The sequence below is a fragment of the Arthrobacter sp. 01T419 genome (assembly GCF_056398865.1).
Map to the genome: position 1 here is coordinate 14,206 of NZ_JBFTQF010000006.1, position 21,874 is coordinate 36,079.

23 protein-coding genes are annotated in these 21,874 nt (G+C 62.6%); 14 read left to right on the plus strand and 9 right to left on the minus strand.

Annotated elements, in window-relative coordinates:
• Positions 1-169 precede the first annotated feature (169 nt).
• The 5 genes from AC1DLO_RS11350 to AC1DLO_RS11370 form a co-directional block, all read right to left on the minus strand.
• Complete coding sequence (locus AC1DLO_RS11350) at positions 170-1,054, minus strand: helix-turn-helix transcriptional regulator (RefSeq protein ID WP_476889994.1); 885 nt, start codon at positions 1,052-1,054, stop codon at positions 170-172.
• A 125-nt stretch (positions 1,055-1,179) separates the two neighbouring features.
• Complete coding sequence (locus tag AC1DLO_RS11355; protein WP_476889995.1) at positions 1,180-1,803, minus strand: PepSY domain-containing protein; 624 nt, start codon at positions 1,801-1,803, stop codon at positions 1,180-1,182.
• Between the two features lie 414 nt (positions 1,804-2,217).
• Positions 2,218-3,315 (minus strand): ABC transporter substrate-binding protein, encoded by a 1,098-nt coding sequence (locus AC1DLO_RS11360; protein WP_476889996.1) that lies wholly within the window; start codon positions 3,313-3,315, stop codon positions 2,218-2,220.
• A gap of 85 nt (positions 3,316-3,400) precedes the next feature.
• On the minus strand, positions 3,401-4,285 hold the full coding sequence (locus AC1DLO_RS11365) for an ABC transporter permease (protein WP_476889997.1): 885 nt from the start codon (positions 4,283-4,285) through the stop codon (positions 3,401-3,403).
• Entirely contained in the window at positions 4,282-5,139 is an 858-nt protein-coding gene (locus AC1DLO_RS11370; RefSeq protein ID WP_476889998.1) for an ABC transporter ATP-binding protein, read from the minus strand. Before AC1DLO_RS11370 ends, AC1DLO_RS11365 begins: the two co-directional genes overlap by 4 nt.
• Positions 5,140-5,400: 261 nt before the next feature.
• Between AC1DLO_RS11370 and AC1DLO_RS11375 the strand changes: the two genes are divergently transcribed.
• The 4 genes from AC1DLO_RS11375 (at position 5,401) to AC1DLO_RS11390 (ending at position 8,605) form a co-directional block, all read left to right on the plus strand.
• A complete protein-coding gene (locus AC1DLO_RS11375; protein WP_476890139.1) occupies positions 5,401-7,053 on the plus strand; it encodes an ATP-binding protein in 1,653 nt (550 codons plus the stop codon).
• Positions 7,050-7,721, plus strand: a complete 672-nt coding sequence (locus tag AC1DLO_RS11380; protein WP_476889999.1) for a response regulator transcription factor — start codon at positions 7,050-7,052, stop codon at positions 7,719-7,721. The genes AC1DLO_RS11375 and AC1DLO_RS11380 overlap by 4 nt, the downstream gene beginning before the upstream one ends.
• An 87-nt stretch (positions 7,722-7,808) precedes the next feature.
• Entirely contained in the window at positions 7,809-8,291 is a 483-nt protein-coding gene (locus AC1DLO_RS11385) for an SRPBCC family protein (protein ID WP_476890000.1), read from the plus strand.
• Complete coding sequence (locus tag AC1DLO_RS11390) at positions 8,288-8,605, plus strand: ArsR/SmtB family transcription factor (RefSeq protein ID WP_476890001.1); 318 nt, start codon at positions 8,288-8,290, stop codon at positions 8,603-8,605. The genes AC1DLO_RS11385 and AC1DLO_RS11390 overlap by 4 nt, the downstream gene beginning before the upstream one ends.
• A gap of 22 nt (positions 8,606-8,627) precedes the next feature.
• Here AC1DLO_RS11390 and AC1DLO_RS11395 read toward each other — a convergent pair whose 3' ends face one another.
• Complete coding sequence (locus AC1DLO_RS11395; RefSeq protein ID WP_476890002.1) at positions 8,628-8,942, minus strand: hypothetical protein; 315 nt, start codon at positions 8,940-8,942, stop codon at positions 8,628-8,630.
• 163 nt (positions 8,943-9,105) lie between these two features.
• On the opposite strand from AC1DLO_RS11395, the gene AC1DLO_RS11400 reads away from it, so the two are divergent.
• The 10 genes from AC1DLO_RS11400 (at position 9,106) to AC1DLO_RS11445 (ending at position 18,687) form a co-directional block, all read left to right on the plus strand.
• Entirely contained in the window at positions 9,106-10,590 is a 1,485-nt protein-coding gene (locus AC1DLO_RS11400; protein ID WP_476890003.1) for an APC family permease, read from the plus strand.
• Between the two features lie 159 nt (positions 10,591-10,749).
• Positions 10,750-11,910, plus strand: coding sequence for an extracellular solute-binding protein (locus AC1DLO_RS11405; RefSeq protein WP_476914476.1), 1,161 nt, complete (start codon positions 10,750-10,752; stop codon positions 11,908-11,910).
• Positions 11,907-12,869: an ABC transporter permease gene (locus AC1DLO_RS11410; RefSeq protein ID WP_476890005.1), complete on the plus strand. Its 963-nt coding sequence runs from the start codon at positions 11,907-11,909 to the stop codon at positions 12,867-12,869. The genes AC1DLO_RS11405 and AC1DLO_RS11410 overlap by 4 nt, the downstream gene beginning before the upstream one ends.
• Positions 12,869-13,732, plus strand: coding sequence for an ABC transporter permease (locus AC1DLO_RS11415; RefSeq protein ID WP_476890006.1), 864 nt, complete (start codon positions 12,869-12,871; stop codon positions 13,730-13,732). The genes AC1DLO_RS11410 and AC1DLO_RS11415 overlap by 1 nt, the downstream gene beginning before the upstream one ends.
• Positions 13,733-13,784: 52 nt before the next feature.
• Entirely contained in the window at positions 13,785-14,864 is a 1,080-nt protein-coding gene (locus AC1DLO_RS11420) for an ABC transporter ATP-binding protein (protein WP_476890007.1), read from the plus strand.
• Positions 14,861-16,411, plus strand: a complete 1,551-nt coding sequence (locus AC1DLO_RS11425; RefSeq protein WP_476890008.1) for an inositol monophosphatase family protein — start codon at positions 14,861-14,863, stop codon at positions 16,409-16,411. The genes AC1DLO_RS11420 and AC1DLO_RS11425 overlap by 4 nt, the downstream gene beginning before the upstream one ends.
• A complete protein-coding gene (locus AC1DLO_RS11430; protein WP_476890009.1) occupies positions 16,392-17,243 on the plus strand; it encodes a DUF6454 family protein in 852 nt (283 codons plus the stop codon). The genes AC1DLO_RS11425 and AC1DLO_RS11430 overlap by 20 nt, the downstream gene beginning before the upstream one ends.
• 56 nt (positions 17,244-17,299) lie before the next feature.
• Positions 17,300-17,476: a hypothetical protein gene (locus AC1DLO_RS11435; protein WP_476890010.1), complete on the plus strand. Its 177-nt coding sequence runs from the start codon at positions 17,300-17,302 to the stop codon at positions 17,474-17,476.
• 144 nt (positions 17,477-17,620) lie between these two features.
• Entirely contained in the window at positions 17,621-17,923 is a 303-nt protein-coding gene (locus AC1DLO_RS11440; protein WP_028266109.1) for a DUF4193 domain-containing protein, read from the plus strand.
• Positions 17,924-18,141: 218 nt separating this feature from the next.
• Positions 18,142-18,687 carry an AMIN-like domain-containing (lipo)protein gene (locus AC1DLO_RS11445; RefSeq protein ID WP_476890011.1) on the plus strand — a complete coding sequence of 182 codons (546 nt, stop codon included), beginning with the start codon at positions 18,142-18,144 and terminating at the stop codon, positions 18,685-18,687.
• 67 nt (positions 18,688-18,754) lie between these two features.
• On the opposite strand, the gene AC1DLO_RS11450 is transcribed toward AC1DLO_RS11445, so the two are convergent.
• From AC1DLO_RS11450 to flgL, 3 genes are all read right to left on the minus strand, one after another.
• On the minus strand, positions 18,755-20,320 hold the full coding sequence (locus AC1DLO_RS11450; protein WP_184738037.1) for an APC family permease: 1,566 nt from the start codon (positions 20,318-20,320) through the stop codon (positions 18,755-18,757).
• 252 nt (positions 20,321-20,572) lie between these two features.
• The gene (locus tag AC1DLO_RS11455) at positions 20,573-20,989 is read right to left on the minus strand and encodes a flagellar assembly protein FliW (protein ID WP_476890012.1); all 417 of its coding nucleotides are present in this window, start codon (positions 20,987-20,989) and stop codon (positions 20,573-20,575) included.
• Entirely contained in the window at positions 20,986-21,873 is an 888-nt protein-coding gene (gene flgL / locus AC1DLO_RS11460; protein ID WP_476890013.1) for a flagellar hook-associated protein FlgL, read from the minus strand. Before flgL ends, AC1DLO_RS11455 begins: the two co-directional genes overlap by 4 nt.
• Position 21,874 lies beyond the last annotated feature (1 nt).

Sequence of the window (21,874 nt, forward strand, 5' to 3'; positions counted from 1 at the left end):
AACTGGCGAATCAGTCTGCGGCTGGAAGAAACCTGGATACTCAACGGCGGAAACCGCCGCCGTACAAGGTCCCGTTAAAGACGCTAAGCGCTACGGAATGCCATGTCAGCAGATGTGCCGCTCCCTGCTTTTCCTAGGACTGGCCGTCCTACCATCCGCGCGCGGAAGGTCAGTCGGAGATCGACGCCGGTGCGGCCAGTTCGGTTGCGCTGGTCGCCGCCCAGCTGGCGAGTAGTTTCAGGCGTTCATCACTCGCTGACCCTGGTTCCGCGGTGTACGCGAACATTGTCCAACCGGGGTTGGCTGGCAGTTCCATGGCCTCGTAGCTGAGTTCGAGATCCCCAACCACGGGGTGGTGGAGGCGCTTGGTGCCGGTTCGGTGGAAGCGGACGTTGTGGGCCGCCCAGCGTGTGCGGAATTCCTCGCTGCGGGTGGCGAGCTCACCCACAAGATCGCTCAGGCTCTTGTTGTGCGGTTGCCGTCCGGCGTAGTTGCGGAGGGTGGCGACAATGTCGTTCGCGCCCTGCTCCCAGTCCGGGTAGAAGGTGCGTGACTCGGGGTTGAGGAACACGAAGCGGGCGTTGTTCACGGGCCGGACGGGGTCGGTGAAAAGCGGCGAGTAGAGGGCGCGGCCAAGGGGGTTGGCTGTGATGAGATCCATGCGCTCGTTGCGCACCCACGTGGGGGCGCCTGTGATCGCGTCCATGAATCGTTGGAGGCTCGGGCGCACCTGCTGCGCAGGAGTTACTGCCCGACGGCGGCGGGCTGGCCCTGGCTGTGCGGCGCGGGCGAGGTCGAACAGGTGAGCCGTCTCGGCTTCGTCGAGCCGGAGGGCGGCGGCGATTGCTTCAAGGACTTCATCCGAAACGCCCGTGAGGTTGCCGCGCTCCAGCCGAGCGTAGTAGTCCACGCTGACCGAAGCCAGGGTTGCTACCTCTTCCCTCCGCAGGCCCGGCACGCGGCGGTTCGCACCCACTATGAGATTCACCTGATCGGGTGTCACCTTGGCCCGGCGGGAGCGCAGGAACTCACTCACATCGTTTCGACTGTCCATGGTTTCAGGCTACTTCCGGGGGTGGAACTGTGGGAGGTCCTGCCAGTACACGGTTCGCGGGGCACAAGGGCGTGGGCGGATGCGGCCGGTGCCATATCCGCCCACGTGGGTAGTTGGGTTGGGAGTCAGTGCCCGGGGCCGCCGGGGCCGCCGGTTTCGGTTGCTGTGATCTTGAAGTTCGCATCGAGTTTGACCGTGGCGTGGGTGCCGTCCGACTTGGTGATGTGGGCTTCGTAGGCGGCGCTGCCGTCATCTTCGGTGGTCATGTTCTCCACCGTGGCGCCGGAGTTGGCGGCCAGTACGGCGTCCTTGACCCTGGTTGCGGTGTCACCGGTGAGGTCGGTCTCGTTTCCGTGGTTGCCGTGGCCACCCTTACCGCCTCCCGGCCCGCCGGTTTCGGTTGCTGTGATCTTGAAGTTCGCATCGAGTTTGACCGTGGCGTGGGTGCCGTCCGACTTGGTGATGTGGGCTTCGTAGGCGGCGCTGCCGTCGTCTTCGGTGGTCATGTTCTCCACCGTGGCGCCGGAGTTGGCGGCCAGTACGGCGTCCTTAACCTTGGTTGCGGTGTCACCGGTCAGGGCTGTTTCGTTCCCGCGCGTGCCCCCGTTCGAGGCAGGTGCGGACGGGCTGGCAGTCGAAGTGTCAGTGGTTGCTGCGGTGGCCGGCAGGGCCATGGCGGTGAGAGCGCCGCCGCCAGCGACGGCGCCCATCAGGGCAACGCCCGCAGCGATTTTCCGGACTTTGTTCACGTTGGTGCTCCTTAGAAGTTCAACTCCGACGGTTTCGAAGCTATCCCTATCCTGGAACCCCACACTTTCGTACCTCTGTACCTACCCTGTGCCTGGACTGTGACAATTCCACAGGCTCACAGGCTCACAGGCTCACAGGCTCACAGGCTCACAGGCTCACAGGCTCACAGGCTCACAGGATCCGGTGGCTGCGGTTCGACGACGGCGGCGGCCGCCGCGGTCGGGCGCTAAGGTGAGCTGCCGCCGTCGGACGTGGGCGAGCCCGGAGGCGGCGCGGGCCCCGTGCGGACCGGAGACCCTGTGTGCGGGCGGACACAGCGCGATCGGCCTGCGTGGAGTACCACGCAGGCCGATCCTGAGGCGTCATGTGCTCGGTGGCATGGTGACGCCGGTACTTTTTATGCCGGGATCACATCAGCCGTTGTCGCCGGCAGGCGTCGAGGTGGTCGCGAAGCCGCCAACCTTGTTCGCTTCGATCGCGTACTTGTTCGTGAAGGTGCCGCCGAGCGGGATCTTCGAGGTGTCCATGCCGAGCAGCTTCTCCATCGAAGCGATGGTCTTGGGGCCGCCCGCGGGCATGATGCCGTCCGGGAGGAACTGGCCCTTGTCCTGCTCAAGAGCCTTGACGTAGTCCTCCTTCTTGACGTTCTTGTTCTGGACGTAGTCCTGGGGCAGCTTGTCGGCGATGTCCTGGGCCGAGTGCGTCGCGATCCAGTGCATCGTCTCCACGAGCGCGTTGACGACCCGCTGGACGGCGTCCTCGTGGGTCTTGACCCAGTCGGCGTTGGCGATGACGCCCGCAGCTGGCCAGGTGCCGCCCACGGCCTTGGTCGCGCCGTCGGTCGTCGCGAGGTCGATCGCCGACTGCGCGATGCCCTGGCCCTCCAGTGCGGCGACAGTCGGTTGGGTCGTCATGACACAGTCGGCCGCACCGGTCTTGATGGCGGCAAGGGCGGTGGCGCCGGCTCCCGCCTTGACGGTGGTGTAGTCCTTGTGCGAGACGCCGGCCTGTGCGGCGATGAACTGTGTCAGCGTGTCGGTGCCGGATCCGAGATCGGTGACGCCCATCTTCTTGCCCTTGATGTCGGCGCCGGAGTGGACGTTTGCATTGGGGCTGCACATGATGCGTTCGCCCGGGGCCCCCGAGAGCTGCACGAGGTTGATGATGTTCTTGCCCTTGGACTGGAAGTCGAAGGTGTGGATGTACCACGCGCCCGACATGTCGACCTGGCCAGACGCCATGGCGTCCTCGGCGCCAACGCCGCCGTTGGTCTCGGTCGAGAGCTCCATATTGACGCCGTACTTCTTGTACAGGCCGAGCTGGTCCGCCAGCTTGTACGGGAGGTAGATCTGCTTGTCGATGCCGCCGATCATCATCTTCACAGTGGGCATTGGGCCGGAGCCCGTAGTGGCCGCGCCGCTGCTTGCGGCCGGGGCATTGCCGCCACATGCCGCGAGGCTGAGCGCAACGGCTCCGGTAGCGGCGACGGCAAAGATAGAGCGCTTCATCATTGTTTTACGCATCCTTTGTTGATCCCTGAAGGGATGTGGGTGTTTGGTGGAACGGAATTGCGGGGTGGGAAAGCAGCTTTCGGCCCTAGATCGACTGCGCCTCAGAGCGGTTCGGTGGACGCCACTTGAGGAGCTTGTGCTCAAGCAGCCCGATGAGGAATTCGGCCCCGAGCGTGATGACGGCAATGATCACCATGCAGGCGAAGACGGTGTCCGGATCGAAGGTGCCCTGGGCTTGGCTGATGATCAGGCCGATGCCCTTCTGGGCGCCGAGCACCTCCGCGACGAGGGCACCGATGATCGCGAAGCCGAACGCCGTATGGAGGCTCGCGATGATCCACGTCATCGCGGACGGGATCGTCACGTGCATCGCCACCTGGAACGGGGAGGCGCCGAGCACCCGCACGTTCGCCACGAGGTTCTGGTCCACTTCGCGGACGCCCTGGAACGCATTGAAGAAGACGACGAAGAACACGAGCACGGCTGCGAGCAGGATCTTCGGGAAGCTCCCGAGGCCGAACGCCACGATGAAGATCGAGCCGAGCACAATACGGGGAATTGAATTCAAGATCCGGATGTACGGCCCGACGACCGCCGAGAGGTACTTGTTGGAGCCCAGGAGGAGGCCGAGCACCACACCGACGAACGTCCCGAGCACGAAACCGAGGAGCGCTTCCTGGGCTGTGACCCCGAGGTTCTCCCAAATGGTGCCGAATGCGGTTCCTTCTGTGAAGAGCTTGACGAGGCTGTCCCAGATCTGCGTGGGCTGGCCGAAGAAGAACTTGTCTACCCAGCCTTCCTCGGTGAACCACTGCCAGCCGCCAACCACCATGACGGCGAGCATCAGGCGGCCCATCCAGATCGCTCTCGTGCGGCGCTGGGCCTTGTTCCTGCCTGCGTTCTTGGCTGCTGTCTCGGTTTCCACTGGCTTCTTGCTCTCGCGCGTTTCATGGTGGGTGAGGGTGGTCATGCTGCTGCTCCTGCCGTACGCGCATAGGCGCGGTCAACTTCGTCCTTCAAGGACGCCCAAATCTGCCCCTGGAGTTCCAGGAAGCGCTCCTCGTGCCGGATCTCCTGGACATTTCCGCGCGGCCTCGGTAGATCGATGTCGAAGACATCCTTGACCGAGCCCGGGCTGCTCGTCATGATGACCACCCGATCGGAGAGCGCCACCGCCTCGTCGAGGTCATGAGTGATGAACAGGACCGAAGGGCGCAGCTCCTCCCAGAGCTTCAGCAGCTCGTTCTGCATGATGGCTTTGGTCTGCACGTCGAGCGCGCCGAACGGCTCGTCCATCAAGAGAATCCGAGGATTGTTGATGAGCGCCGCAGCCATGGCTACGCGTTTGCGCATACCCCCGGACAACTGGTGCGGATAGCGATCCTCGAAGCCGGCCAGGCCGACCCGACGCAGCCAGTCCATGGCTAGCGCGGTGGCTTCCCGCTTGGGCGTGCCGAGGAGGATCGGGCCCATCATCACGTTGCCGAGCACGCTCTTCCAGGGGAATAGTGCGTCTGCCTGGAACATGTAGCTCACGCCGTTCGTGATGCCCTCCACGGTCTGGCCGCCCACCTTGACGGAGCCTTCGCTCGGGCTTTCCAGGCCCGAGACCTGGGCGAGCGTGGTGGACTTGCCACAGCCGGTCGGTCCGACAATCGAGCAGAATTGGCCGGGTTCCACCTTGAGTGACACATCGCGGATGGCAGTGAACGTCTCGCCTTTGGGGGTGAGATAACGCTTGGTCAATCCGACGATGTCGATACCGGCACTGTCGTCGACTTTCTTGAGTGCACCGGGCGGGCGGTGGTGATCGGTGGCTTCCATTTGCTAAGACCTCTCTGTCTTTTTGTTCATGTGTGCGTGATCCGGATCACGGAAACTATGAAGAGCCTAGAAAGCGAAAGCCCGTGCCAGAAGGCTTCAGTAAGTTGTGGGGATTAACAGCAAAAGTGCATGTTTTGTGCGTTTCTGCACGTCGGCGGGTCGCGGCCCAGGTGCAGCGGTACGATCGACGGGCTCTTCCTGCATGGTGGCCGTGAACTTTGTCACATAAGCTGCTAATTGGAGATGAGGAAGAGGGTGGCAATGCACGCAGGGTTGTTGGCGCCTGTGAAAGCCCTCAGTGCACGCTGGAAGGCCCGTCCCCTCGCCTCCCAGATTCTGGTGTGGTTGCTCTGCATCCTGTTCGTCACCGTCACCCTGGGTGCGCTTCTCTACACCCAGATCAGCAACCAGACCCTTGAGGACCAGTACAGGCTCAGGGCCTTGGGGATCGCCACGACAGTGGCACAAATGCCCGAAATCGTGACGTCGCTGGGCAATGGAGATCCAAAGCAAACCATCCAGGCGATCGCCACAAAAGTGCAGGCCGAAGCGCAACCGGCGTACGTCGTCGTGAGCGACCGCAATGGGAAGCGGTACTCCCACCCGAATCCGGACCTCATTGGCCGGACCCTAGAAGAACCCGTTGCTGTCCTTGACGGGCAGACCCACGTCGGAATCGACAAAGGCAGCCTGGGCGACTCAGTCAACGCCAAGGCACCGGTGCGCGCGGCGGACGGGACCGTCGTCGGGCAGGTCTCGGTGGGAATCCTGGAGACCAAGGAGAGCAGTGAACTGGCCCAGCAGGTGTGGCTGATCGCCGGCTACTCGGCCGTGGTGCTCTTGATCAGCGCTACGGGTTCGGCACTGCTGGCGCGCAGGATCAAGCGGGTCACCTTCGATCTTGAACCGGTGGAGATTGCGTCTCTCTTGCAAGAGCGCGAAGCGCTGCTGCACGGCATCCGTGAAGCGATGATCGGGTTCGACGACGACGGGCGGGTCACTGTTATCAACTCCGAGGCGCGCTCCTTGCTGCACCTCGAAGAAAACGTACTGGGAGAGAAGATCGAGGATCTTCTGCCGCCCGGAAGGCTCCGTTCCCTGCTGACCGGTCAGATCAGCGGCACCGACCAGATCGTGATCACCGAGGACGCTTTGCTGGTGGTCAACCGGATGTCCGTCGCCTTGGCCGGAAGGAGCATAGGCTCGGTGGTCACGCTGCGCGACCGTACTGAAGTCGAGGGCCTGGTGCGTGACCTTCGCTCCGTCGAGGGCCTGATGGAGGCCTTGCGCGCCCAGGAGCATGAGTACGCCAACCGTCTCCACGTGGTGGACGGACTCTTGGAACTCGGAGACGTGGACCAGGCGCGGAACTTCGTCTCGCGGATTTCGGACACCTCACGATCGCTCGGCGAGGGTCTGCGCTCGCGGATCGAACCTCCGGAACTCGCTGCGCTCTTGCTCGCGAAAATCACCGTGGCCGACGAGCAGGACGTAGAGATATCGGTGACTGACGATTCGCAGCTGCGCCAACCGTTCCTGGAAACGCAAGCCCTGCTGACGATCGTCGGGAACCTCCTGGACAACGCCGTCGAGATCCTTTCGGAGCAACCCGCGCCCCGCGAGGTGACCATACAGCTGGACGATTCCTCCGGTATCTTCATTTGCGTCACCGACAACGGGCCCGGTGTTCCTGCAGAATTGGTGGGCACGATCACCGCCGATGGGTTCACCACTAAGGAGCCGCGGCCCGGAATGCGTCGAGGGATAGGCCTTGCGTTGGTGAGCAGGATCGTTCACCGTGCGGGAGGCACTATGGATGTTTTCCCGGGTCCCGGGGGACGCTTTGAAATCTGGTTGCCGGAGCCGCACGTGGAAACCGGAAGCCAAGTAATGACAGGAAAATCGATCGAATGATCCGCACATTGGTGGTCGACGACGACTTCCGCGTAGCGCGCATCCACGCCAGCCGCGTGGCAAAAATAGAGGGCTACGAGTGCGTCGGTGAGGCGCACACCGCGGCGGAGGCCAGGGAAGCGGTTCAGCGGCTCAAACCCGACTTGCTTCTCCTCGATGTCTACCTCCCCGACGAAGACGGCATCAGCTTGTTGCGGTCCCTCCAGGGGGCAGGCGAAAAGCTCGACGCCGTCATGATCACCGCCGCGCGCGACCTTGAGACCGTCCGTGCTGCCATGCGCGGTGGAGCGGTGTACTACCTCGTCAAGCCGTTCGGCTTCGAACAGCTTCAAACCCAGCTGGAGGCCTACCGGCGCTGGCGGCGGGAGGCGGAATCCCGGACCGTGGCCGATCAGGCGACGGTGGACCAGCTCTTCAGCCTGCGGCGGACGGCTGCCCCCGCCCAAGGTCCCCGTCGCCTGCCGCCCACCATGCAAAAGGTCCTCGACATGGTCATCCACGCCACCGAGCCCTTAGGCGCATCGGAGATTGCGGGCAGCGTCGGCATCAGCCGCCCCACGGCCCAGCGCTATCTTAGTGAGCTCGAACGCAAGGGACTCGTTGACCTGCATTTGGCCTACGGCGCCACCGGGCGCCCGGTCAATACGTACTTGCCGCACAAGGGGTGAGGTATCCGATCTGCAACCTAGGGGTTGCTCTTTCTTTAAGTTAATGCAACCCTGTAGTTGCAGTAACTGACTGAAAGGAACAGAATCATGACTATGACTGCAAACCAGGCCTCTGTCGTCGACGCCGGCGAATTCACCGTGAGGCGCACCATCACCATCGCAGCGCCAATCGAGAAGGTTTGGGCCGCGATCACCGAGGCCGAGCACATCGCGCGCTGGTTCGGACAAGCCGCCGTCCTCGACGAGGTCGCCGTCGGTGCCGGCGGTGTCTTCGCTTTCGAAGGATACGGCGCCTTCCCGGTGCTGGTCGAGGAGCTCGACCCACCGCGAATGATCGCCTACCGCTGGAGCAACGACGACGCCCGCGGCACCCAATCTGCCACGGTCGACCCTGACCACTCGACCGTGTTCCGCTTTACGCTCGAAGCGCTCGACGGCGGCACTCAGCTCACAGTCGTCGAGACCGGCTTTGACGCGACCTCCGACCCTGCTTTCAACATGGAGAGCCACCGTCAGGGCTGGGACTCTGAGCTGGACGAGCTGGTCGCTTACCTCAAGGGTGGGTCGTGACCACGAGCACCCTGGTTCCGGTGTTCGCCGCGCTCGGCGACGAGACGCGGTGGAGCATCCTGGCGGCCCTGGGCGAGGGCGACGCATCGGCGTCGGCCCTCGCTGCTCGGCTCCCGGTCACTCGTCAGGCGATCGCCAAGCACCTCGCCGTCCTGCAGGACGTTGGATTGGTCGAATCCGTGCGCGTCGGCCGCGAGCTACGCTACAGGGTGCTCGGCTCGCAGTTGAGCGAGACGGCACGCAGCCTCGATCGCATCGGCGCTGAATGGGACCGTCGCTTGGCCGCGATCAAGCGGATCGCGGAGGGACTGTAGCTCTTTCGACTCACCCGATGGTCTAAGTAGAACGCCGATTTCGCGCTTGGTGCGCCAGCTGGATGAAGCCATAGATGAAGGCGGCCTCGATGAGCGCCATCAATCCCAGCCACACCAACTCGCCCTTGCCGATAAAGTCGATGGCCCCGACGAGGACGAGCACGGTTCCGAGGACCAGCGCATAGACGGCGAAACCGAAGGCCACTCTTGCGCTTCGCACACCCGTCCGGAAGCCAAAGCCCAAAGGTTCTCCTCCTGGGTATCCCTGGACACGATCGTGTCCAGCGGGCTTGAGCCTGTCGAACTCATCCCAAGGATCCTGATCCTGATCGGTCATATTTCCATTATCCCGCGAATGTAAGCGAAGCAGTCTCCGGGTGCGCGGCTTTCATGCTCTCCTTCAATAGCTCCATTCGCCCTGAGTCAAGCCGTTCGGTTCCATGCCGGAACAAGATTGACCAAGGTGAACGCACCCGCCACCGATCAGCAAAGGAGCTAACGTGTCCGAAACGACCCAAAATACCCAGTTGAGGCGTAACACCCTCGGAGTTGCGGCCATTGTCTTCCTTGTCCTGGCCGCAGTTGCACCCCTCACCGGAATTGTTGTGGTTGCTTCCCTTGCGGTTGCGCTTGGCAATGGAGGCGGGGCCCCGGCGTCGTTCCTGATCGTGGCGGTGATCCTCATGTTGTTCGCCGTCGGGTACGCGCAGATGTCGAAGCAACTTGTCAATGCCGGAGGCTTCTACGCTTTCGTCGTGAAGGGTCTGGGCCGGACCGGCGGCCTCATCGCGGGACTGATCGCCACACTGGGCTACAACTTCTTCGTCGTGGGAACCATTGGTACCAGCGGGTTCTTCATGCAATCGATCATCGCCGGCCTCACCGGTTTCGATCTTCATTGGTATGTCTGGGGATTGGCCTCGATCGCAGTGTCCTTCTTCATGGCACGGCAGGGAGTCGATTTCAGCTCGAAGATCCTGGGCGTTTCCCTGGTGCTGGAAACCCTCATTCTGGTTATTTTCGACATCTCGGTCCTCTCGCAAACCGGATTTGACGTGTCCGCCTTCAGCCCCGACGCGGTGTTCTCCGGCTCCCTGCCAATCGGCCTCCTCCTCGCAGCGACGGGCTACCTTGGCTTTGAGGCAACCGCCCTTTTCGGCGAAGAAGCAAAGAACCCGCTGCGTACCATTCCCAAGGCAACCTATGTTGCGATCTGCACCATCGGGCTTGTCCTTGGGGTTACCACGTGGGCAGTCGTCAGTGCCACAGGAGTAAGCCAAGCACAAGCATCAGCAGTGGACCACATGCCCGCGGGAGATCTTCTCTTCAGCCTTTCGCAGCGTTATCTGGGTTCCGCCATGACCGACATCATGATGGTCTTGCTGCTCGTCAGTCTCTTCGCCGCGATGCTGGCTTTCCACAACTCCGCAACCCGCTACCTCTACTCCTTGGGCAGGGCGAAGGTTCTTCCCTCGGCCTTGGCGCGGACCAGGCATAACGGCGCTCCCCAGTTTGCCGGCGTCGTGCAAATAGCATTCGCCGCAATCACCGCCGGACTTTTCGCGCTCGCCGGACTCGATCCGATCACCGCACTGGTGCCGAGCATGCTCGGTTTCGGAACCCTCTGCGTGATTGTCCTGCAGGCCCTCGCAGCCCTGTCAATCGTTGTGTATTTCCGTCGAGCACGTGACCCCCGTCTTTGGAGCACCTTGATCGCTCCGGGCATCGGTTTCATCGGACTGCTGGCGATAGTCGTCCTGGCGATCACGAACTTCGACGTCGTCGCGGGGTCCTCGGAAATCACCATCCGGCTCATGCCGCTGCTGCTCGTCGGCGCCCTCATTGGCGGCCTCCTCTACGCAAGCTATCTCAAACGATCGAAGCCCGCGGTGTACGAGGGACTGGCCACCGATCTTGAAAAATTCAACGGCGATGCTCCCTTGGATCAGCAAGAAGAGGAAGTTCTCCCAGCCGTCCAGGTTTGACCGCACCTTTCATGCTGTTGTTCGTATGTCCTGACATGTTTGCGAGAATTCTGTTTTCGGTTAATCCCTGATTCACAGGCCGTGTCTCGCCCCTTCACCTTGCCCTTGGATGGTGGTTCCTGCATTCGGGGGACTTTTCAAACAAGATGAAGGAACACCATGACCAACCGCTTCCTAGCCGCGGCCGCCGTCGCCGTTGTTGCAGCCACCGCTGTGACCGGCTGCGCACAAAGCAGTACCGCATCGGCCCAGAACAATGGCGCCAGCGCATCCCCGGACAAGTCGATCACCGTGTTCATCAGCGGGGACACCAATGTCCAGAAACTGTGGGAAAAGAGCCTTGTCCCCGCGTTCGAAAAGGCCAACCCTGGCTACCACGTGAAGGTCACGCTGGATCTGCACGGCGAGCACGATGCCCAGACCCTGGCGAAACTGACCAGTGCCACCGAGCAGAACAAAGAACCCGATTTTGATCTGGTGGACGGCGGCTTCGTCTCCAAGGCCTCCGCAGCCAATCTGCTGACCTCCGTGAACTCGCAGACGATTTCGGCCCTGAACGATGTCCCGCAGGACGTCATTAAAGCCGGTGGCACGGGTGGGATCCCGTACCGCGGCTCCGCGGTGCTCCTGGCATATGACACCAAGACAGTTGCCGCTCCGCCGAAGACCCTTGACGAACTGCTGGCCTGGATCAAGGCAAACCCGGGCAAGTTCACCTACAACTCGCCCAAGTCGGGAGGGTCTGGCGGCGCATTCGTCGCCACTGTTTTGGACAAGTTCGTCCCGGCCGACGCTCGCGCCAAGATGACGGTGGGCTACGAGAAGGACTTGGAGAAGTACTGGGACCAAGGCTTCGCAACGCTGAAGGACCTCAACTCTTCCGTTTTCCAAAGCGGTGTCTACCCCAACGGCAACCAGCAGACCCTTGACCTGCTCGCCAAAGGACAGATCTCCATGGCTCCGGTCTGGTCGGACCAGTTCATCACCGGTTTGACGAACGGCCAGATTCCGTCCTCCGTGAAGGCAACCCAGATCAGCAACCCGTCCTTCACCGGCGGCGCCGCCTACCTCGGCATCCCCAAGTCCTCGCCTCGCCAGGAGGCGGCACTGAAGCTTGCCAACTTCGTCCTCACGCCGGACGCGCAGTCCATGATCATCAAGGAAATGTCCGGCTTCCCCGCCATCAGCCTGGACAAGCTGCCGGCGGATATGAAGGAGAAGTTCAAGGACGCAGACACGAACAACCTGCGTAAGGGCTACTTCGACCAGATGGGCAAAGACCTGAACAACCTCTGGGACCAGAAGGTTCCCGGCCAGTGACAACCACGCTTCACAAGCCGGCGGAACTGCAACAGACAGTTCCGCCGGCTCGCGTCGGGCGCCCAAAGCGCCTGGGCCAGCGCGCCGTCGGGTTCTTCATGGCACTCCCGCCGATCCTGCTGATCGCACTCTTCGTCGGATTCCCGATCGTGCTCGCCTTCGGGTTCAGCATCGGACTGACCGGCGGGCTGAACCACACGATTGCCACCATTGGCCAGAACGTGCACGAGGCAGACGCCTGGTGGGGGACCCTGGCCGCGTACCAGGAAATGTTCACCAACAAGCGCTTCCTTGGGGACCTTCTCGTCACGGTCATTGTGACGCTCGTGAGCACGGCAACGGTCATCTTCCTGGCCCTCGGGATCGGGCTCTACCTGAAGCTCAAAGGTGGCCGAATGGCCCGCGTGCTCTCCGGCCTGGCGATCGTTCCGCTGTTCATCCCGGTGGTCATCGCGTCCTGGGCCATCCTGACCTTCTACTCCGGCACGGGTTTCCTGCGGAGCGTTTTCGCGCTTGCCGGGCTCGACTTCCCCGTGTGGGCCTTCACCATGGTCACGGTCATCATCGGCTCGGTCTGGACGTCGCTGCCGTTCGCTGTGCTCATGGTCTCCTCCGGACTGCAGTCCGTGCCGAACGCCATGATCGAAGCAGCGCGCGACGCCGGTGCCGGCGCCTTGCGCACGATCGTCTCAGTGATCGTTCCCATGGCCGCCGTTCCGATCATCATCGCGACGACGTTTACGGCCATCGGAATCGTCGGATCGTTCACGGTCCCTTACTTCACCGGGCCCAATTCGCCGAACATGCTCGGAGTGGACATGTCCAACTACTTCTCGTCCTTCAACCAGCCGCAGCAGTCGGCTGTCATGGCCTTCACGGTCTTCCTGATCGCCTCCGGAATAGCCGCACTCTACGTGTGGGCAAACTTCCGCTCCGCCAAGGAACAGGGGAAAGTCTGATGGCGACCACTACCGGTTCCCCTGCTGCTTCCCGTACCCGAAGGCCTCTCACGCTGGACTCGATGGTCCGGAGTGCCCTGGTTGGCCTGTTCGTGGTCCTCATGGTCGTTTTCATCCTGGGCCCCTTGCTCTGGCTGGGCGTCCGCGCCTTCGCCGGCAACTGGACGTTCCCCAACCTCCTTCCCGATGACTGGACGCTGCGCTGGTGGCAGGTTGTCGTCAACGACGGCGCGCTCGGCATCGCGGTGCAGAACTCCCTGTTCTTCGCTCCGCTGACTGTGCTGGTTTCTGCGATCATCTGTTTGCCCGCGGCCTACGCCTTCGCCCGCTTCGATTTTCCCGGACGCCGCTTCTTCCTGATCAGTCTCTTCGCGACCAACGCTTTTCCGAAGATGGGTTTGTTCGTCACTCTCGCGGCGCTCTTCTACGCGCTGAACCTCATGAACAGCGTGCTGGGAATCCTGGTGGTGCACGTGCTGGGAACTGTGGTCTTCATGACCTGGATCCCGGCGGCAGCGTTCGCTGCCGTGCCGCGCAACCTGGAGGAAGCAGCCCGCGACGCCGGAGCCTCCAAACTGCGCGTCTTCGCTTCAGTGACGCTCCCCATGGCATTGCCGGGGATCATCGTCGCGGCCGTGATGTCCTTCCTGGCGTCCTTCGACGAAGCACAAGGAACGTACTTGGTGGGTGCGCCCGCCTTTATGACCATGCCTACCCAGATGTACAGCCTGGTGTTGAACTACCCCACCCAGGTGGCTGCTGTCTTCTCCATCTTGCTGGCCATCCCCTCCGTGGCCCTCATGCTCGCGGCGCACAAGCACATCCTCGGCGGCCAGCTCGCCGAGGGCTTCCAGATCAAATAGCCCCTGCGCTCAGGCTCAATAGCGCCCAGCGCTCACGTCAGACAGAGACCCCATGACAATTCATGAACCATTGACTCAACCACCCGCCGGCACAACCGAGCCGGGCACTGCGGCATCGAGTGGCGGCTTGAACATCCGCGGCCTGCACAAGGTCTTGGGTGGCCGCACCATCATCGACGACCTCGATCTCTCGGTGAAGGAGGGCGAACTCGTGTCTTTGCTGGGACCCTCCGGCTGCGGCAAGACCACAACCCTCCGAATGATTGCCGGCTTCCTGGAACCTGACTCCGGCTCCATCGAGGTGGAAGGCCAGGAAGTGTCCCACTTGGGCGCGGAGAACCGCCCTAGCGCGATGGTTTTCCAGAACTACGCCCTGTGGCCCCATATGACAGTGGCCAAGAACGTCGGCTTCCCGCTGAAGCTCCGCAAGATGTCCAAGGCCGAGATCAAGGACAGGGTGGAAGCCGTCCTGGAACTGGTGAGCCTTTTGCACCACAAGGATTCCAAGCCGGCCCGCATTTCCGGCGGCGAGCAGCAACGCGTGGCTTTGGCCAGGGCACTCGTCCAGGAGCCGAAGCTCTTGCTCCTGGACGAACCCTTGAGCAACCTGGACGCGAAACTGCGCGTCAAAGTGCGTGAAGACATCCGCAAGATCCAGCAGGAACTGGGCATCACCACGGTCATCGTCACGCATGACCAGGAAGAGGCCATGTCCATGTCCGACCGCATCGCCGTCATGAACGCGGGCAGGATCGAGCAATACAGTACTCCGGAAGCGCTCTATGCCCGCCCGGAAACCGAGTTTGTGGCCACCTTCATCGGCAGCATGAACCGCCTGGAAGGCTCACTCAACGACGGACTCATCACCGCCGGCCAAGACATCCTGGGCATCCGCCCTGAGGACGTCATCCTGGGAGCCTTGCCCTTCGCGGGCGCAGTCCCTGCGACCGTGGAGAGGGTTGTCCCCCGCGGACACTTCCAGGAAGTGTACGTGCGCAGGGCCGACGCCCAGCTCCGCAGCTTTGTCAGCGGTGAGTACATGCAACCCGGCCAACAGACATACGCGGGGATCCGCAAGGCCATGACCTTCCGGGACGGACGCCTCGTAGCAGAGTCGGGTGCCGCGCTTTGAGCAACACGATTGCCACCGAAAAGACCCTCGCCACAGCCCATCGGGGTGACTCCAGCAACTTCCTGGAGAACACGCTGCCCGCCATTTCCTCAGCCATCGACGCGGGTGCGGACCTCGTGGAAGTGGATGTCCGGGTGACGAAGGATGGCCAGGTGATCCTGCTCCACGACGCCTCGCTGCTCAGGATTTGGGGCCTGGACTGCGACGCGTCAGACGTCGACTATGACCGGATCAGCCAGCTGGGGGCGCGCGAGGAACGTATTCCGCTGCTGTCCGAAGCCCTCGAACTTTTCCGCGGCAGCCGGTCAACGCTGCTCATCGACATGGACGAGCCGGGCCCCGCTGAGGCGGCTGCCGCGGTCGTGCGTGAAAGCGGCGTGGAAGTGGCGTGGTGCGGAAGCCTGGAGGGAATGCGGGCCATCCGCGCCCTCGACCCCGCGGCCCGAATCTGGCTGCCGTGGAGCAAGAGGAGCGCCCCGCCGAAAGCGCTGCTTGTTGAATTGAGTCCCGAGTTCGTCAATTCCGAGCACGTGGTTCTCAGCAAGGACATGGTGGACCAGATCCACGGTGCAGGGGCCAAGGTCGCGTGCTGGACCGTGGACGATCTGGAGTCCATGCGCTGGGCATTGGGACTTGGCGTGGACTCGATCACGAGCAACCAACTGGATCTGTTGCAAAATGCCATCGCCGAAGACCCGCAGGCATGGGCTTCGGCCCAGGCTCCCGGGGGACTGGCCGGAGACGAGGTTCTTGAGTCCCGGAAGGTCGCGTTGGAACTGGCCGAATGGGCCGTCGGGTACATGCGCGACGCCGATCGCGGCCAGGTCACGGCCAAGGCCCACCCCGGTGACCTGGTCACCGAAGTCGATGTCGCCGTCGAGCGCTATGTCCGCGAAGTGATTGCTGCCCGCCTTCCGGGCCACACGGTAGTGGGCGAGGAAATGGGCGGAGTCGCCGTTCCCGGGGCACCGTGTTGGTACCTTGACCCGGTTGACGGAACCACCAACTATGTGAACAACGTTCCCTGGACGGCGTTCTCGCTCGCCTTGGCAGTGGACCGCAAGCCCGCCGTGGCAGTTGTCGCCGACCCGTGGCGTGGCGAGATTTTCGAGGGGTGGGCCGGTCATGGTGCCTGGCTGAACGGAAAGCCGCTGTCGCTGGCTCCTCTGGACGATTCGGCGTCGGCGGCTTTGGCCGGAACCGTCGTAGCGACCGAACTCGCGGGGCACTTGCCGTGGCCCGGAATGCTTGAGCTCCTTGAGGAACTTGGCAAGCGGCACAGCATCATGCGGATCATGGGATCAGCGACCATGACGGTGGTGGGCGTCGCCGCGGGGCGCGGTGCGGGGGCCGTTATCGGCAGCTTCAGCCCGATCGACCATCTGGCGGCCACGCTTATTGTTCAAGAGGCCGGTGGAGTTGTCCTCAATTCCGAAGGTGAGATCGACACATTCCCGGAACGGGGCGGGGTGCTTGCGGCTCGTCCGGAATACTCCGCCGAGCTGTACGGACTGTGGAGGCAGGCACATGCCGGTGCCGGCAACTGAGCTCCACTCCGACGCTATTTCCAGACTTGACCGGGGGAGCCGCTTCGAATTGATCGGGGAGGTCCGCCTCGACTTCCCGACCCATCACCCACAGGGCATGGCCTTCGCCAAAGGGCTGACTTTCTTGTCCTCCGTTGAGATTCTCGAAGCGCCGTGCCCCGCGGCGGATCCGGCGCTGCGCACTCCCGGGCGGGGGAGGGGACACGTCTTCGTCCTCGATCCAGACGGCGCGCTGCTACGCGACATCTCCGTCGGCGAGGACACCCGGTACCACCCTGGCGGCATCGACTACGACGGTGCGCACGTCTGGGTCTCGGTGGCCGAATACCGGGCCGGGAGCCGAAGCATCGTGTACACGATCGATCCGGACAGCTTCGAGGTACGCGAGCGGTTCCGCGTGGATGACCACATCGGTTGGATCCTCCGCGATCCCACACTGGACCTCGTCTTTGGCGGAAGCTGGGGTTCCCGGCAGCTCTTCACCTGGGATACGGAAGGCCGCCTGGTGGATCAGTGGGAGAACCCCGGCCAGTTCGTCGACTACCAGGATGCCCAGCTCCTGGGGCCGGGCCTCCTGCTGTGCAGCGGGATTTCCCTGTTGCCGCAGGCCAACGGAGGTGTCCTTGAACTCGGGGGACTGGCGTTGGTGGAACCACTGCAGCAAAGAATCAGACGGGACGTGCCCATCAGCGTGTTCAGCAGTGCTGGTCACGTCATCACACGCAACCCTGTCACCGTCACCGCAGATGAATCCGGACTGCTGATTCACGCGGCGCCGGATGACGGTGATGACGACGGCGGTACACGGATCCTGAGCTACAGGATCATTTAACACAGCCGTGACAGACCGGAAACCGGTCTTGAACGGAGCCTCGATAGCGTGGCCGCATGATCGTATCCATCATGTCCAAGGTCAGTGCCTGGATCGAAGCCGCCTACTTCTACGACGCCGCCGAGCTGGGGGCCTCGGGAGCCACGGAATCCACCCGGTACGGCTGGCTCCCGGCCCTCAGCGGTGTTGCCATTGCCGAGGCCCAGGCCCGGAAAATCCGCACAGGGGAGTAGCGCAAACCCCTGAGTTTCCGGGGTCTTCATGTGGCCGAATGTCTTGTTGAACACACTATTCGTTGATGGCGTGTACTATGCCCTAAACTGCTTCACTGAGGTGCCTGAAATGGCACTATGCAGCAACGAAAGTGAACCACAACAATGGCTACCGATTACGACGCCCCACGCAAGACCGAAGAAGAGTCTCCCGCCGAATCGCTCGAGGCCCTTCAGGCGTCGCGCGGCTCCGGTGCCCAGACTGCTGTGATCGACGTCGACGAGAACGACACAGCCGAGGGCATCGACCTTCCGGGTGCCGACTTGTCCGGCGAAGAACTGACCGTCATCGTTGTCCCGGAGCAGTCCGATGAATTTACGTGTTCATCCTGCTTCCTGGTCCGTCACCGGTCGCAGATCGCACTGGAAAAGAACGGCCTCAAGTACTGCCGCGACTGCGAAGGCTAAAGGTCCGGCGTCGTTATCCGGGATAACGAACAGAGGCGCGAAACGGCCCGGTTTCCGCTCATGGCCGCGGAAACCGGGAGGCTATATGACGTCCCCGTAACCCTAATCGAGGTCCACTAACAGTTGGGCGCCGAAGCGGATACGAAGCCCCTTAAAGGGCCCCCACGCTCCTACGCTTGAGGTATCAAATCGCTCAAGCACTCAGAGGAGTGGGCCCAGTGAGAAAGTTTCAAGTGTGGTTGGCAGCTTCGATGGTAGCCGCCGGACTTGGTTTCGTGGCTCCGGGGGCAGCATCCGCCGCCCCGTATTGCGGGATTGTCTGGGGATCCTTGGCGAAGTCCACCCCTGCGTTGACCCAGGCACAAGTCATCAATGTCAGGACAGGTCAGCAAACCTGCTTTGACCGTCTGGTGATCGACCTGAACGGCGCGGTTGCCGGCTATTCAATCCGCTACGTTCCGCAGGTAGTTCAGGACGGCTCCGGACTTCCCGTTGATTTGAGGGGTAACGCGTTCTTGCAAGTCACGGTCAACGCGCCGGCGTACAACTCAAGCGGCAGTGCCACGTACAACCCGGCTGACAAGAACGAGCTGACGAACGTCTCCGGGTACAAGACCTTCCGGCAGGTGGCGTACGCGGGAAGCTTCGAGGGCTACACCAGCCTTGGCCTGGGTGTCCGTGCCCGGCTCCCCTTCAGGGTCTTCACACTCGCCGGCCCCGGAACGGGATCGCGCCTGGTGATTGATGTGGCCCACATGTGGTGAACCAACCAACACATGACAGAAGCCCTGTTCCGGTGAGTCCGGAACAGGGCTTCTGTCGCGTTGGAGGCTACTCGGGCACTACGAGGGCCGGGGTGTCCTTGCGGAGGGTTTCACCGCGGAAGAAGCCGGGGCGGACGCGGGCCATGATCACCATGACCACCGCTCCGAGGGCCAAGATGCCGATGCCGATGATGAACACCAGGCCGACGCCGAAGATTTCGGACCCGCTGCCGAAGTCCGGCGACCAGCTGTCCACTGCCGTCTGGATGAAGACCAGCGTCAGTACGACGCCGCCGACCACCGGGAAGAGCAAACGCATGAAGAAGTTGCGGACGCTGCTGAACACGCTGTGCCGGAAGTACCAAGCGCAGGCAAATGCGGTCATTCCGTAGTAGAAGCAAATCATCAAACCGAGCGCCAGGATGGTGTCGTTGAGGACGTTCTCGCTGACCACCTTCATGATGGCGTAGAACCCGCCGGAGATCGCGCCGGCAACGATGGTCGCGTAGCCCGGGGAACCGAAACGCTTGCTGACGGTGGAGAATTTCTGCGGCAGGGCGCCGTAGTGCCCCATGGCGAGGAGGCTGCGGGCGGGGGAGGCCATGGTGGACTGCAGGGACGACGCCGTGCCTGCGAGTACAGCGAGGGACATCAGGATGGCCAGCGGGCCCATGACTGGCGACGCCAGTGCAGCGAAGATGTTCGACTGGTTGTCCGGGTTGTTCAGCCCGATGCCATCGCCGCCGATTCCGGCAACCATCATCGTGGCGACGATCACCGCGACGTAGAGTCCCAGCACGGCAATCGCCGTCGTTGTGCCTGCCTTGCCGGCGGTACCCTTGCCGCCCTTGGTCTCTTCATTGACCGTCAGACAGACGTCCCAGCCCCAGTAGACGAAGACTGCAAGGGACATGCCGGCGGCGAATTGCTCGAAGCTGCTGATCTTCGTGGGGTCGAACCAGTCCCAGCTGAAAGCGATGGCCGTGGGGGTGTCGCCGGAGGATGCGTGGGTGAGTGCCATGACGATGAAGACGCCCAAGACCACTACCTGGAATCCCACCATGGCGTACTGCACCAGTTTGGTGGCGTGCAGGCCGCGGTAGCTGACCCAGACGGCCAGTGCCACGAAGGCCAGGCAGGTGGCGATGTTCAAGGCTTTGTTGGACGTCAGGTCGGCCAGATCGGGATTGCCGAAAACCTGGGCAAGGAAGAGGTAGAAGAAGTCCACCGCGACGCCGGCCAGGTTGGAAAGGACGATGATATTGGCGGCCAGCAGTCCCCAGCCGCCCATCCAGCCGATGAACGGGCCGAAGGCTTTGGTGGCCCAGGTGAAGGTGGTGCCGCTGTCAGGGGAGTCCGCGTTGAGCTCGCGGTAGGCGAAGGCCACCAGGATCATCGGGATGAACGCAACGATGAAGATGGCGGGCAACTGCAGGCCCACTGCGTTGACTGCCGGGCCAAGCGAGCTGGTCAGGCTGTAGGCGGGTGCCACGGAGGAAATGCCAAGGACGACGACGGCGAGGAGCCCCAGCTGCCCCGTCTTGAGTCCTTTGCCGCTGATGCCGTGTTCGGTGCCGGCGGGATCGTGGGCCTCCACGGTTTTCCTTGCGCTTGGGCGGGTTATTTGAGTCATGTAATTGGCTCTTTCTAGATGGCCGAGAGGTGTTGCTGGGTGATGCTGTGGCATCCGGTCATGCAGATCGTTCTTCAGTGAGACGAGAGTCACTAAATGAATGACGTTCATTTAGTATGGACGTGGAGAGGCCGTGGCGCAAGTGGTTTTACCAAACAATTTTGGTTTGTGGCGCGCGAAAAGGGGAGATCTCGGCTCTTTCGCGGGTTGAAAGAGCCGAGATCTCACGTCTCGAAATGGGGAGTGGGCTGCTTAGGCGCTCAGTTCGGCCCGGAGGGAGTAGTCCTCGCCGTCCAGGACAACCTGGGTGCAGCGTCCGGTTTCCGGGTTCAGCACGATCGGTGCCGCGAGGTTGACCGTGGTCTTTTCCAGGGTCGGGTTGACCACGACGAGGACGGTTGCCCGCCCAGTTCGGTCCAGCCCAGTCCGGTCCGACCCAGTCCGCTCCAGGCCGAGAACCTCCAGCGTTGAGTGCGGGATGGCCGGGGCGTAGTCCGGAACATAGACTGCGGCATCGGCCAGGAACATCCGGATGCGCGGGCTGGCTGACTCCATGGCGTAAAGTCCAGGGGCGCCGTCGATTCCCCGCAAGGCGAACCCCTCTGCGGCTTCAAGCCCGGGCATCGGTGCTGTGAAGCTCAGCTCACCAAACGCCAGTGCGGTACTCATCGCAGGAAATCCATGAGCGTGGGCTGGAGTGCCTTGGCGGTGACCGCGAGGGCAACCTGGTAGTTGGTTTCCTGCAATTTCAAGTCCAGGACCGTCTTTCCCATGTCGGCGTCTTCTATACCGGAACGCTGTGCGTCCAGCGTCAACTTCAGCCCATCGACGGAATCCTGGGCGCTCAAGAGCTTGGCCTGCCTCGCCCCCACCTCCGCGCGACCCTCGATGACTGTTTTGATCCTGTCACCGATTGCCGGCAAACGGCTGCTGACATTAGCGCCGGAGCGGATGTCCGCGACGACGTTGCTCACCAAAGCGAAAACCGAGGCGGCGCCATCGCCGAAGATCGCACCGCCGTCGGCGTCTACCCGCACAGTCTGTGACGCATCAACCCGGCGTTCCACTGTGCTTCCTGGCGTTCCGTTGTACACGGGCGGGGTGGCGCTAGTGAACGCCCCTGCGGAATCGGAGCTTCCCGCGAAGATGTTTCGGCCCAGATATTGGGTATTCGCCTGGGCGAGGAGATCCTTGTTGAGGCCTTCGAGTTCGACGGCGATCGCCTCCTTGGCGGTGTCGTTGAGGGAGCCGTTGGCGGCTTGGACGGTGAGGTCCCGGACGCGGTTGAGGATGTTGGTGGACATGCCGAGGGCAGAGTCTGCGGTGGTGAGCCACCCGTTGCCGTCGCTGATGTTGTTTCCGTATTGCCCGGCCGCGCTGAGTTGGCTCTTGGTGGCAAGGAGATTCGCCGTGGCGGCGGGATCGTCCGAGGGGCGGGTGATGTTTTTGAGGTTGCTCGCTTTGTCCTGCAAGGCGGCGAGTTTGGACTGCCCGGCCTGCAGGTTTCGTTGAGCGGCCGCGGACATCGTCAGGTTCGTGACACGGTTCAGCATG

What these genes read in the sequence shown, in the direction of transcription:
- AC1DLO_RS11380 (WP_476889999.1), top strand. Translation starts at nt 7,050, where the DNA reads ATGATCCGCACATTGGTGGTCGACGACGACTTCCGCGTAGCGCGCATC.
- AC1DLO_RS11435 (WP_476890010.1), top strand. Translation starts at nt 17,300, where the DNA reads ATGATCGTATCCATCATGTCCAAGGTCAGTGCCTGGATCGAAGCCGCC.
- flgL (WP_476890013.1), bottom strand. Translation starts at nt 21,873, where the DNA reads ATGCTGAACCGTGTCACGAACCTGACGATGTCCGCGGCCGCTCAACGA.
- AC1DLO_RS11450 (WP_184738037.1), bottom strand. Translation starts at nt 20,320, where the DNA reads ATGACTCAAATAACCCGCCCAAGCGCAAGGAAAACCGTGGAGGCCCAC.
- AC1DLO_RS11455 (WP_476890012.1), bottom strand. Translation starts at nt 20,989, where the DNA reads ATGAGTACCGCACTGGCGTTTGGTGAGCTGAGCTTCACAGCACCGATG.
- AC1DLO_RS11385 (WP_476890000.1), top strand. Translation starts at nt 7,809, where the DNA reads ATGACTATGACTGCAAACCAGGCCTCTGTCGTCGACGCCGGCGAATTC.
- AC1DLO_RS11405 (WP_476914476.1), top strand. Translation starts at nt 10,750, where the DNA reads ATGACCAACCGCTTCCTAGCCGCGGCCGCCGTCGCCGTTGTTGCAGCC.
- AC1DLO_RS11350 (WP_476889994.1), bottom strand. Translation starts at nt 1,054, where the DNA reads ATGGACAGTCGAAACGATGTGAGTGAGTTCCTGCGCTCCCGCCGGGCC.
- AC1DLO_RS11440 (WP_028266109.1), top strand. Translation starts at nt 17,621, where the DNA reads ATGGCTACCGATTACGACGCCCCACGCAAGACCGAAGAAGAGTCTCCC.
- AC1DLO_RS11395 (WP_476890002.1), bottom strand. Translation starts at nt 8,942, where the DNA reads ATGACCGATCAGGATCAGGATCCTTGGGATGAGTTCGACAGGCTCAAG.
- AC1DLO_RS11420 (WP_476890007.1), top strand. Translation starts at nt 13,785, where the DNA reads ATGACAATTCATGAACCATTGACTCAACCACCCGCCGGCACAACCGAG.
- AC1DLO_RS11430 (WP_476890009.1), top strand. Translation starts at nt 16,392, where the DNA reads ATGCCGGTGCCGGCAACTGAGCTCCACTCCGACGCTATTTCCAGACTT.
- AC1DLO_RS11415 (WP_476890006.1), top strand. Translation starts at nt 12,869, where the DNA reads ATGGCGACCACTACCGGTTCCCCTGCTGCTTCCCGTACCCGAAGGCCT.
- AC1DLO_RS11365 (WP_476889997.1), bottom strand. Translation starts at nt 4,285, where the DNA reads ATGACCACCCTCACCCACCATGAAACGCGCGAGAGCAAGAAGCCAGTG.
- AC1DLO_RS11360 (WP_476889996.1), bottom strand. Translation starts at nt 3,315, where the DNA reads ATGATGAAGCGCTCTATCTTTGCCGTCGCCGCTACCGGAGCCGTTGCG.
- AC1DLO_RS11370 (WP_476889998.1), bottom strand. Translation starts at nt 5,139, where the DNA reads ATGGAAGCCACCGATCACCACCGCCCGCCCGGTGCACTCAAGAAAGTC.
- AC1DLO_RS11375 (WP_476890139.1), top strand. Translation starts at nt 5,401, where the DNA reads ATGCACGCAGGGTTGTTGGCGCCTGTGAAAGCCCTCAGTGCACGCTGG.